This is a genomic window from Pedobacter sp. (assembly GCF_040513095.1).
Classification (GTDB): domain Bacteria; phylum Bacteroidota; class Bacteroidia; order Sphingobacteriales; family Sphingobacteriaceae; genus Pedobacter.
Genome location: NZ_JBEVDX010000105.1, coordinates 1 through 12,120, shown reverse-complemented (window position 1 = coordinate 12,120; position 12,120 = coordinate 1). Strand labels below are relative to the sequence as shown.

The window sequence follows — 12,120 nt, the reverse complement described above, 5'->3', positions numbered from 1 at the left end:
CCTTCCCTCAAAGAGAAAAGGGGCTGGTAGCCTAGGTCGGTTTTGATCCTGCTGATATCAGCGAGTGAGTCATGTATGTCGCCCGTTCTCGACTGCCCGTAGCTTTGTCCCGGGTCAGTACCGTTCAGCTCTTTTAACAGCTCCCATAACTGGTTCAGGGAAATTCGTTCTGCACAGGCAACATTGTAGACCGTGTGCGGAAGAGGATCCGGGAAAAGCATTGCTTTCACATTGGCCTGAATCACATTTTCGATAAAAGTGAAGTCGCGTGTCTGGCTGCCATCTCCGTTGATCAGTGCTGGTGTACCCTGGAGCACCGACCGGATGAACAATGGAATAACTGCTGCATAGGCTCCGCCGGGATCCTGGTTGGGGCCAAACACGTTGAAGTATCTTAAGCCGATGCTGTCGGTCTGGTATGTTTTGCGAAAGACATCAGCATACAATTCATTCACCAGTTTGGTTACCGCATAGGGAGAAAGCGGGTTTCCAATTTTGTCTTCCCTTTTGGGGAGCTCAGTGCTGTCGCCATAAGTAGAAGAGGAAGCTGCATAGACCATCCTTTTCACCTGACTGTCCTTTACGGCCATCAGCATATTCAGGAATCCATCAATGTTAACCTGATTTGTACCTACAGGATCGTAAATAGAGCGCGGTACGGAACCCAAAGCTGCCTGATGACTCACATAGTCGATTCCGTCACAGGATCGCTTACAAGTCTCCGGATCGCGTATGTCTCCTTCAATGAATTCGAATGAAGGGTCTGCAAGAAACGGAGCGATGTTTTTTAAAAAGCCTGTGGACAGATTGTCCAGGACCCGGACTTTGTTAGCGCCATGTGTCAACAGATATTTTACCAGATTAGAACCGATGAACCCTGCTCCCCCGGTGATCAGGAAAGTTGTATCGCCAAGAGTCCGGGTATGGTATGCGTTTTCCTCCATGTGCTTAAATTTTCCGGCGGCCTTTTACAACCGGCCATGAGTAATTTCTGGGTCAAACATCCCTTTGATATCATACACCACGGTATTTTCTTTGGAAAGTGCGGCGATATCTACAGATTCAAACTCCTGGTGGGCCACTGCTCCGATCACGGCATCGAATCTGCGGCCGGTGACCTGTTCATTCTGGCAGGTAATGCCATATTCAAGCAACACCTGCTGCGGATCAGCCCATGGATCCTGGATGCAGATCTTTACGTGATATTCCCTCAAGCGGGTAACAATGTCGATCACGCCGGTATTTCTAACATCGGGGCAGTTCTCTTTGAAAGTGAATCCAAGGATCAGCACCTCACTGTCTGTCACCTGGATTTGTTTACGCACCATGAGTTTGATCACTTCATCTGCGATATATTGTCCCATGCCGTCATTCAGCCTTCTGCCTGCAAGAATAATCTCGGGGTGGTATCCAGCTTCCTGTGCTTTCTGTGCCAGATAATAGGGATCTACGCCAATACAATGGCCGCCTACCAGGCCGGGTTTGAAATTGAGGAAATTCCATTTTGTTCCTGCTGCCTGCAATACCTCATGGGTATCGAGCCCGATCAGATTAAAGATTTTGGCCAGTTCATTTACGAATGCAATATTGATATCCCGCTGTGCGTTTTCAATCACCTTGGCAGCCTCGGCCACGCGGATGCTTGACGCAGGGTAAGTGCCTGCGGTGATAATCGTGCGGTACAACCTGTCCACATTCTCCGCGGCAACCGGGTTTGAACCTGCAGTGATCTTTACGATCTGCGTAAGGGTATGTTCCTTATCACCCGGATTAATGCGCTCAGGGGAGTATCCGCATGAAAAGTCTTTATTGAAGAGAAGACCTGATTCTTCCGACAGCACCGGTGCACATTCGTCTTCGGTTACACCGGGATAGACAGTAGACTCATAAATGACGAGATCGCCTTTTTTAAGGTATTGCCCAACGGTTCTGCTTGCACTGTACAGGTGCTGCAGGTCTGGATGGTTGTATTTGTCGATCGGAGTAGGAACGGTGATGATATATACCCTTGCAAACTGTATATCCACTGGGTCACTGGTGAATGAAAGCTGATGGCTCAGCTCTTTCAACTGGTCTTCACTGATCTCCAGTGTGCTGTCAAAGCCTGCATTCAGTTCTGCAATGCGGCCCGGTTTGATATCGAACCCGGTCACCTTAAAATACTTGGCAAAAGCCACTGCAAGTGGCAGACCCACATAACCAAGTCCGATTATGGCTATGTGTGTGTCCTTGTTAATTTCCGTCATTTATTTATTCTGTCAACAATCGGCTTGCAATTTATCGAAATAAATCAGAATCTTGATTTTTATTCAGCAGGCATGAAACTGATACCTAAAAAAGAATTCCCCTGCTCCGGTCAGGAACAGGGGAAATATCTTTGTGTCTTTTTGAAAAGAGTAATCCTGCCCAGGCAGGACCTGCATTAGTTTTGTACGAACTCAGTATTTGCATTAAGTGCAATTTCATCGCTAAGCATTGCATTGGGATATTTTGTACCCAAAGCGAAATCTGCTCTTTTGATTGTTCCTGTTACTTTGAAACCTGCAACAGTTTTTTTAGCCTGATTTACAGTAGTACCTCTCAGGACTGCATCTAAAACAACAGCTTTAGTTACGCCATGAAGAGTTAACTGACCTGCTACCTTGTATTTGCCGGCAGCTACTTTTTTTACTGACGTGCTTTTGAAAGTAAGTTTAGGGTATTTTTCAGCGTCAAAGAAATCAGCACTTTTCAGGTGGCCGTCTCTTTTGTCATCTTCAGTGTTTACAGAGGCGATATCTGCGCTTAGGTTAATCACTGCATCGGTAAAATCAGCTTTTGAAGAAACGATAGTAGATTCGAATGTTTTGAATGAACCTTCAACATCACTCACCATCATGTGGGTAATGCTGAAACCTAATTTCGAGTGCGCTTTATCAGCAGTCCAGGTTTGTGCAGATGCGTTAAAAGAAGTAAAAGCTGTAGTGGCAGCAAATAACAGTACAAATAATTTTTTCATGTCTTTGAATTTTTTAATAAATCAAAGTTGTAACAAATATTTGGATGTTGTCTTGATGTATGGTAAGAAAGCAGGTGTTTTCCGGAAAATGTTTTTTTCTAAAACAAAAGGCCCTGCCATCTGTCCATACTTTCAAAGAATATTGAACCTATGGAAACGACGGAAAGAATAAAAGACTCAAAATTTTATGCACTTTTTAAAGAAAGTCTGCAAGATATTTACTGGGCAGAACAGGCACTTACACAGGCATTACCAAAAATGAAAGATGCAGCAACAAGTACCGTGCTTGCTGATGCTTTCCAAAAACACCTGCTGGAAACGCAGGAACATGCCGGGCGCCTGGAACAGATCTTTGGCATATTAGGCGAAGAAGCCACGGGAAAGAAATGTGAAGCTATGGCCGGACTGATCAAAGAGGGCAATTCGATTATTGAAGATACCGATGAGGATACTGCAGTACGTGATGCAGGATTAATTATGGCAGCACAGAAAGTAGAACATTACGAAATTGCTACTTATGGCGCGCTTAAATCCCTGGCTAAAAGGATGGGCAGCAGCGAGATCAGCTCTTTGCTGGATCTGACGCTCAAAAATGAAAAGGAGACTGATGATGCGCTCACTGTTCTTGCAGAACAGGAAGTGAATGATCTTGCAGCTTCGGAATAGAAGCTGTTGTTTAACATCAGATTGCAGGCATGCTGAACAGAGTTTGCCTGCAATTCATGAAAATAGGTATTAATTCTACACATATTAGTGTAATAAGGGGTCTTTGTTTTTTGTAGTTTAATATATTTTTGTAATTGGAAACTTTAATGAGTATTTTACTCTTAAATGTTTTGAGCTATAAAAATGACGCAACAAACCAAATTTAACGGGTCGGAAAAGCCTGGAGTTACTTTTCCTATTATAGGAATGGGTGGATCCGCAGGTTCCTTCCATGCTTTTGAAAAATTCTTCATGCACATGCCGATCAAGTCCGGGATGGCATTCGTAATTATTATGCATCTGGACAAATCCCATGTCGTAGATGTTGCTGCAATTCTTCAACCGATTACATCAATGGCTATCAGAGAAGCACATGATGGTGTAACCGTGCAGCCGGATCATATCTACATTATTCCTCCAGGCAAAGATATGGGCATCCATAACGGGCAGTTGCTGCTGATGGAAGCATCAAGATTTAAAGGTGCACATATGTCTATCGATTACTTTCTGCAGAGTCTTGCTGAAGACCAGCAGAGTAACGCCGTCGGGATTATCTTTTCAGGCATGGGTGCAGATGGCGAAACAGGCATCAGGATGGTCAAAGAAAAGCTGGGCCTTGTAATCGTACAGGACCCGCAGACTGCTGAGTACGAAAGTATGCCCAGCACTTCCATCAAGACAAATATGGTAGATTATGTGCTGGCACCTGAGGATATGCCTGTCAAGCTGATTCAATACCTCAACCATCCTGCAATCCGGGAACCACAGGCAGAATCTGATTTTACAATGAACCAGACCAATCATACGCACCTGCAAAAGATACTCATGCTGCTGCGCTCCAATACGGGCCATGATTTCACTTTATATAAAAAAAGTACGATAGTCAGGCGGATTGAAAGGAGGATTGCATTTCACCAACTCAATGACTATGTGGATTATATCAACTACCTCCGGGAGAACCCGAGCGAAATCATGCTCCTGTTTAACGAGCTGCTGATTGGGGTAACTAAATTTTTTAGGGACAGGGATGCCTTTGAAGCTTTAAAAAGCAAACTGTATCCGATACTGGCACTCAAAAAGGAAAGTGATCCGATCAGGATCTGGATTGCCGGTTGTTCAACGGGAGAAGAAGCCTATTCTATTGCGATGCTGGTGATTGAATTTTTGGATACTGTCAAACTCAGCAAAGTGCCCAAACTACAGATTTTTGCAACAGATCTGGACCCACAGGCCATAGACCATGCACGGTCTGCCAGCTACTTCTCCAATATTGTGTCAGAAATTTCACCGGAACGGCTGAACCGCTTTTTTATCAAGGTAAATGAAGGCTATGTAGTAAAGAAGGAAGTGAGGGAAATGATCGTATTTGCCCAGCATAACCTGATCAAGGACGCTCCGTTCACACGTTTAGATCTCTTGTGCTGCCGCAATGTACTGATCTATCTGACCTCAGAACTGCAGAAAAAGATTATCCCTGTATTTCATTATTCTTTGGCTACCAATGGTTTACTGTTTCTGGGGCCGGCAGAATCTGTAGGTACATTTGGGGATAGCTTCGCAAGTCTTGATAACAAGTGGAAGATCATGCAGAAAAAGGAAGGAACAGCGGCTCTTGGCAATATGCTGGATTTTCCTTTCCACGTAGCCAATCAAACCAATAAAAATCTGAAAATACATTTGCCTGTTAAAAGCCTGAAAAGTCCGATGGCAGAAACCTTTCACAAAATATTGCTCGAGAATTTTACCCCTACCTCATTGTTATTAAATGAACGTGGTGATATCCTCTACATCAACGGACAGACCTCGAGGTTCATGCAGATCAACTCCGGCGAGGCAATCTTTAATATTCACCGCCTGGCGAAGGAAGAACTCCGGTACGCAGTGGGCAATGCCCTGCATCAGGCCTGGGACAAAAAGGATAAAGTGGAGGTCCCGGAAATTAAGGTAAGGGACGGCGACCAGACATATCTGGTAGGCTTCAGGGTAGATTATATAGTTGAAGTGCCCCTTCAGGATATGTTGCTGATCACCTTCAACGATTATGGCCCTGTAAAGAAAAGGCGTGGCGATAAAGGAAAGAACATAGACCCTTCCAGACAGGGCGCTGTTGAAGAACTGGAGAAAGAACTGATCTATACCAAGCAGCAGCTGCACAGCACTATCGAACAGATGGAAACTTCGCTGGAAGAACTGAAATCAACCAACGAGGAGCTGCAGAGCACCAACGAGGAATTACAAAGCACCAACGAAGAAGCGCTGACCACCAAGGAAGAAATGCAGTCGCTCAATGAAGAGCTGATGACCATCAATCTGCAGTATCAGAATAAGGCTGAGGAACTCACCCAGCTGAATAACGACATGAAAAACCTGCTGGACAATACTGAAATAGGAACCATATTTTTGGATAACCAACTCAATATACTCAGGTTTACACCCCAGGTAACCCGGCTGTTCAATGTCATTCCGGGAGATGTTGGCCGATCAATTACCCACATAGTCTCTAATTTTGAATATCCCTTTCTTGAAGATGCAATCAGGGAAGTCATAGAAAAGCTGGTTGGTAAAGAGCTGGAGGTCAGCACCAAAAAAGATGAGTGGTATAACCTGAGAATCATGCCATACCGTACCATGGATAATTTCATCAGCGGTGCCGTGGTTACTTTTACAAAGATCACACCGGTGAAGGCAATGGAGAACAAACTGACCAGTCTGATGGATTATGCAAAAAACATGGTCAATCTTTCGCCGGATGCAGCACTCATTTTAGATAAAGACAGGAGAGTACTGGTCGCAAATACTGCTTTTTTAGATCAGTTTAAACTGAAAGAAGAAGAGATCATTGAAGAGCCGCTGATGGAAATCATCCATAATAAGTGGAAAACCAATAAACTGGATGATCTGTTAAGTTCCGCTGATCCGGAAGATGTTTTCATACAGCAGGAATTCCAGGGTCTAGGACTCCGGAGTTTCTTTGTGAAAATGGAGGACATCAGTAAAGACGAAAAAGGAAAAATATTGGTTTCGTTACTCACTTTTAAAACTCAGAACAGTGAATAGGAATACTAACCGCCCGGCAAAGGAAAAGCAAAGTTCAGCCCCTGCAGCTACTGACCTAAGTCCGGAAGAGATCAATATCCTGCTGAATGAACTGCAGGTATATCAACTGGAACTGGAGATGCAGAATGATGAGCTTAAAGCTTCATATGCTACGCTGGATCAGGAGAGGGCCAAATTTGTTGGCCTGTACGACCTTGCTCCGGTGGGTTATTTTATTCTGGACTACCTCGGCGTAGTGGAAGAGGCAAACCAAAATGGCGTAGATCTCCTCAATGTGTCAAAACAGAGCATTATCCGCCGAAGATTTCAAAGTTTTATAGCGCCGCATTCCTGGCAGGACTTCTATAATTTCCTACACCGTATGCAGCATGGGGACGGCAAACAAAGTGCAGAGATCAAACTGCTGCTGTCCGACGACCAGATCGTGTATACGAGAATGGAAGGAATTGCCATATCCAGTATGATGGCTTCGGAAATCAAATATTATATCACCCTGATCGATATTACCGAAAGCAGGAATGCACAGATGGTACTGAAGGAAACGAAAGAACGTCTGGAGATGACCTTAAAGGCCTCTGCTACCGGAACCTGGACTATAGAATGCGGTGCAAATAAAGTGTTTCTCGATACGCACAGTTTCAATATCATGGGGATCAGCAGCTCGAAGTTTGACGGGACCATCGAGGACCTGGTCGAACTTGTTCATCCCGATGACCAGCTTCAGGTAAGACACCATCTGAGAAGTGCACAAAACGGCCTGAAAGAAATCGATCTCGAGTTCAGGGTAGAGATCGATCCAGAAAAGGTAAAATACATTGCTGCCAAGGGTCATGAAATTACTGTGCTGGATGATAGAACATGCTTTGCAGGCATTCTGATGGATATCACTGACCGTAAACAAATGGAAATGGAGGCCGAAATGCTTAAGAACGGGCAGCAGAAACTCATCTTGTCAGCTACGTTAACAGCACAGGAAAAAGAAAGAAACACGATCAGCAGGGCTTTGCACGACAGCGTTTGCCAGCTGCTGTACGGTATCAGGCTCAACATTGAAAGTGTGCAGCGCACGCAGCAGCTGCAAGGCGAATTTAAGAATGTAAATGAGCTGCTTGATCAGGCTATTAAGGAAACCCGGCAGCTATCCTATGAACTTACACCTTCCGTTCTCAAGGATTTTGGTTTTGTCGCGGGCGTGAAAGAGATGGCGCAGCGTACAAGTACCCCTGATTTCAAGATAGAAACTTATATTGATAATAATGCGGATGCGCTGAACCCTGAAGTACAGCTCTACATTTTCAGGATGATACAGGAAATGATCAGCAACTGTATCAAACATGCACATGCGAGCCGTGCTGAAATTATGGTAAGTTTTATCGGCAAACAGGTCATTATTAAGGTATCTGACAATGGGATAGGCCTGAAGACTGACACGGAAGAAGCCAGTAAAGGTGGTTCAGGACTAAGTGGAATCAGGAACAGGGTTTACCTTTTAAATGGAAAAATGAGGTTTAGTTCTACAAAAAAAGGTCTTACAGTGACGATTACACTTAACTTACCTGAAATGACACCTTAGATTTTTATTTTTTATACCTATGAAAAGTGAAACTATAAAAAACATCATTACTATCGGGACCTCTGCGGGTGGGATATCCGCTGTATCCCGTTTGGTATCTACCTTTCATGAAGACCTGGATGCAGCTGTCTTCATAGTGATCCATGTATCCAGGAACTCTATGACCGATGTAATCTTAAACACTATTCAAAAGAAAACGTTGTTAAAGTGTGTATTACCCGAAGATCAGGACCTGATTGAGAACAGAACTATTTATCTTGCACCCGCAGATCGGCATATGCTGCTGGAAAGAGGGACAATCAGGATTACCAAAGGTGCCTATGAAAATCACTGGCGGCCTTCTATAGATGTACTGTTCCGCTCTGCTGCGGCAGCTTACAATGGCTGCGTAACAGGTATTGTGCTTACCGGATTGCTTGATGACGGAACTTCGGGAATGTATGCAATTAAGCGGAGCGGGGGGCGCTGTATGGTTCAGGAACCTGCAGAAGCTGATTTCCCGGACATGCCAAACAATGTCCTGGGTAATATGGAGGTCGATTACAAGGTTTCTATTGATGAAATGGGACACATTTTAACTGACCTGTTTTCAAGGTCTTCCTGCGAAGAAACGGTCGTGCCTGATGACGTCCTATTGGAAGCTGAGATTGCCAAACGAATGAGCAGCAGCGTTGAAGACCTGAAAAAACTGGGTGAAATTACAACTCTTACCTGTCCGGATTGCGGAGGGGTGCTTGCCAGGGTTGCTGAAGATATAGTACCACGATACCGCTGTTATACAGGCCACACATTTACAGAGAAATCTCTGGAAGATGAGCAGGTGAAAGGAATTGAGGATTCACTGTGGGTAGCGATCAGAATGCTTGAAGAAAGGAAAAATCTGTTGAGAACGATGACAGGTAATTTAAGCGACCCGCCGGGAAATCAGACTGATCAACCAGGTAAACGGCGATCCGAGGAGATTCAGGTACACATAGACCGCTTGAAGATGATGCTGATGGATCTCGGAGATTCCGGCAACCCACCATTTCTAACTAACGAATTACACTTATGATAAATTTGATATTAGCAGAAGATCACAATATTGTCCGTAACGGAATCAGCCTGCTGCTTGGCGCCGACAAAGAGATAAATATAAAAGGAGAGGCAGTAAACGGCCTGGAGGTGCTTAACATGCTTGCTAAAGGTATTCAGGCAGATATAATACTGGCAGATATCAATATGCCGGAAATGGACGGGATTTCACTGATCAGGGAAATCAAACTGAGCAGCCCGCAAACAAAAATCGTTATACTTTCCATGCTTGATAATGAAAAATACGTGGCGCAGGCATTTGCTGAAGGTGCTTCAGGCTATTTGCTGAAGAGCGTCAGCGCAGATGAACTGTTGTTTGCGTTGAAACATGTCAACACCGGAGGTAAGTACCTGTGTTCAGAACTTTCTATCCGTTTGCTGGATAAGCTCCTCCATACCGTGAATACCCCATTTGACAAAGCCCTCCACGAAATAGATTTTTCATTGAGGGAAGTTGAAATCCTGCATCTCATTGCAGAAGGGCTCACTAACAATGAAATGTCTGACAAGCTATTTATAAGTAAGCGAACCATCGAAGGGCACCGGCAAAGCCTGATCGAAAAGACAGGATCGCGAAACACAGCTGCACTGATAAGATTCGCAGTATTGAGCGGAATAGTACAATAAGTATATTTTTGATTATGATCATTGCTGAAAGCACCATTTCTATGGTGCTTTTTTTATTGTATCCAGTTGTTATTTAGTTCATTATAATTAATTAAAATTTTATTTGGAATTATTCTATATTACTCCCTATACTTGTATCATTATTTAAACTTATTCTAAATAGATACATTAATGAAAATTGTGCTGCTCCTGTCCGCTGTGTTTGTCTTCACCGTAAACTCTAATGCGCAGGACAAAAATGGAAGTAGTAAACGCAAAACTGACTCTCTTGGAAACGCCCTGAAAGAAGTCGTGGTTACAGGCCAGTATCAGCCGCAATCTCTTAGAAATTCTGTATATCAGACCCGAATCATTAGCGCTGAACGTATTCGCCTGCGTGCAGCTACCAACATCCAGCAGGTGCTGAATACTGAGCTTGGATTCAGGTTTTCAAACGATCTTACTCTGGGAACAAGTGATATTCAGATGATGGGGATGACGGGCAGGAACGTAAAGATCCTGCTGGACGGCGTACCCATGGTAGACAGAAGCGATACCCGCGAAAGCTTAAACCAGATTGACATCAATACGGTTGACCATATTGAGATTGTGGAGGGGCCGCTTTCTGTTTCGTACGGTACAGACGCACTTGCAGGAGTAATCAATATCATCACCAAATCGCCAACCAAAGAAACTATAAATATCAATGCCCGCGTGCAGGAAGAAACCGTCGGTGATTCTTATTCTCCATTTACCAAAGATGGTTCACACCTGCAACATGTTGGAGCAGGCTGGCAGAATAAAGGCTGGAATATTCTTGGCGGGCTGACACATAATGATTTCGGCGGTTTCAATGTTCCCGGCCCCTTAACCACCGCTGACGAGATCTCGGCGAATACCAACCGCTGGAAACCAAAAGAACAATGGCTTGCAAATACAAGGTTTGGATATGCCAGGAGCAATTTTAACATCTGGTACAGGCTGGACTATGTGGATGAGACTATTGACAGTAAGGGTGGGTATAATCCCAATAACTTTAAAGCTACCAATCAAAAATATATCACGAACAGGTACAGCCAGCAGCTGCATGGCGATTATTCAGTCAATGACCGTTTGCAGCTGAGTGGAATCATAGGTCTTTCAAATTTAAAACGTACCACTAAAACGGTTGTACATGATTATACTACGGGCGCAGAAGAGCTTTCAACGGGCGCAGGGGAGCAGGATGTTTCTAAATTTCAGTCCACCAACATCCGTACTACTGCCCAATATAAATTAGCTGAAAAGGTTTCTTTCCAGCCGGGTGTGGAAATTAACCTTGATGATGCCAGCGGTGCCCGTATTAAAGGCTCACCCTCGATTAACGACTATGCATTTTTCATCTCTTCAGAGCTGAACCTGATTAAAAATGTCACGGTCCGACCAGGATTGCGTTTCATCAGCAACTCCGTGTATGACGCTCCGCCGGTGATTCCTTCAATCAACACGAAGATCAGGTTAAACAATCTATTGGATTTGCGTTTTGGCTATGCCAGCGGCTTCCGTTCTCCTGCACTCAGGGAATTGTACTACGACTTCTTTGATGCAAGTCACTCGATTATGGGAAATGAGAACCTGAAAGCAGAACAGTCCAACAGCTTTACCGGTTCATTGTCCCTGTCAGAAACTGCAGCAGATGATCTTCGCTTCCGTTCTGTACTGAGCGGCTTTTACAACAATTTCCGGAACAGGATCGATTATGGTATTTATGCGGCAGATCCTACTATTACTACGCTGATCAATATTGCAAAATACAAAACTACCGGGGGAACATTTGAAAATACACTTTATCTGAGGGACTGGCAGGTTTCGCTTGGCTTCTCTTATATCGGTACTTATAACCAGTACAGTGAATCTGTAGAACAATATGGGGAATCACCGGAATTTGTATGGTCGCCCGAAGTAAATTCTAATCTGACCTACAGCTTCCGCAAAACTGGTACAACTGGAAATCTGGCTTTCAAGTATACCGGTAAAAGACCTACCTATGAACTCGCTACGCTGGACAATCTTGAACAGGTGAGACTGGCGAAAGTTGGCTCATACAGTACGGCCGACCTGATGTTTA

The 12,120-nt window shown here is 44.2% G+C and carries 9 protein-coding genes; 6 read left to right on the top strand and 3 right to left on the bottom strand.

What is annotated here, in order from left to right; translation table 11 throughout:
* The 3 genes from ABWY16_RS12720 to ABWY16_RS12710 form a co-directional block, all read right to left on the bottom strand.
* The coding region (locus ABWY16_RS12720) for an SDR family oxidoreductase (RefSeq protein ID WP_353905021.1) at positions 1-944 on the bottom strand (944 nt) is incomplete at its 3' end.
* A gap of 24 nt (positions 945-968) precedes the next feature.
* On the bottom strand, positions 969-2,246 hold the full coding sequence (locus ABWY16_RS12715; RefSeq protein ID WP_353905020.1) for a nucleotide sugar dehydrogenase: 1,278 nt from the start codon (positions 2,244-2,246) through the stop codon (positions 969-971).
* A 176-nt stretch (positions 2,247-2,422) separates the two neighbouring features.
* Positions 2,423-2,998 carry a YceI family protein gene (locus ABWY16_RS12710; RefSeq protein WP_353905019.1) on the bottom strand — a complete coding sequence of 192 codons (576 nt, stop codon included), beginning with the start codon at positions 2,996-2,998 and terminating at the stop codon, positions 2,423-2,425.
* A gap of 150 nt (positions 2,999-3,148) precedes the next feature.
* Here ABWY16_RS12710 and ABWY16_RS12705 point away from each other — a divergent pair, with 150 nt between their 5' ends.
* The 6 genes from ABWY16_RS12705 to ABWY16_RS12680 form a co-directional block, all read left to right on the top strand.
* Positions 3,149-3,664 carry a YciE/YciF ferroxidase family protein gene (locus ABWY16_RS12705; protein ID WP_353905018.1) on the top strand — a complete coding sequence of 172 codons (516 nt, stop codon included), beginning with the start codon at positions 3,149-3,151 and terminating at the stop codon, positions 3,662-3,664.
* A 183-nt stretch (positions 3,665-3,847) separates the two neighbouring features.
* A complete protein-coding gene (locus tag ABWY16_RS12700) occupies positions 3,848-6,760 on the top strand; it encodes a CheR family methyltransferase (protein WP_353905017.1) in 2,913 nt (970 codons plus the stop codon).
* Complete coding sequence (locus ABWY16_RS12695; RefSeq protein WP_353905016.1) at positions 6,753-8,333, top strand: PAS domain-containing sensor histidine kinase; 1,581 nt, start codon at positions 6,753-6,755, stop codon at positions 8,331-8,333. Before ABWY16_RS12700 ends, ABWY16_RS12695 begins: the two co-directional genes overlap by 8 nt.
* Positions 8,334-8,352: 19 nt before the next feature.
* Positions 8,353-9,387 (top strand): chemotaxis protein CheB, encoded by a 1,035-nt coding sequence (locus tag ABWY16_RS12690; RefSeq protein ID WP_353905015.1) that lies wholly within the window; start codon positions 8,353-8,355, stop codon positions 9,385-9,387.
* Positions 9,384-10,034, top strand: coding sequence for a response regulator (locus tag ABWY16_RS12685; protein ID WP_353905014.1), 651 nt, complete (start codon positions 9,384-9,386; stop codon positions 10,032-10,034). Before ABWY16_RS12690 ends, ABWY16_RS12685 begins: the two co-directional genes overlap by 4 nt.
* Positions 10,035-10,205: 171 nt before the next feature.
* The coding region (locus ABWY16_RS12680) for a TonB-dependent receptor plug domain-containing protein (RefSeq protein ID WP_353905013.1) at positions 10,206-12,120 on the top strand (1,915 nt) is incomplete at its 3' end.

What these genes read in the sequence shown, in the direction of transcription:
- ABWY16_RS12705 (WP_353905018.1), top strand. Translation starts at nt 3,149, where the DNA reads ATGGAAACGACGGAAAGAATAAAAGACTCAAAATTTTATGCACTTTTT.
- ABWY16_RS12700 (WP_353905017.1), top strand. Translation starts at nt 3,848, where the DNA reads ATGACGCAACAAACCAAATTTAACGGGTCGGAAAAGCCTGGAGTTACT.
- ABWY16_RS12685 (WP_353905014.1), top strand. Translation starts at nt 9,384, where the DNA reads ATGATAAATTTGATATTAGCAGAAGATCACAATATTGTCCGTAACGGA.
- ABWY16_RS12710 (WP_353905019.1), bottom strand. Translation starts at nt 2,998, where the DNA reads ATGAAAAAATTATTTGTACTGTTATTTGCTGCCACTACAGCTTTTACT.
- ABWY16_RS12715 (WP_353905020.1), bottom strand. Translation starts at nt 2,246, where the DNA reads ATGACGGAAATTAACAAGGACACACACATAGCCATAATCGGACTTGGT.
- ABWY16_RS12690 (WP_353905015.1), top strand. Translation starts at nt 8,353, where the DNA reads ATGAAAAGTGAAACTATAAAAAACATCATTACTATCGGGACCTCTGCG.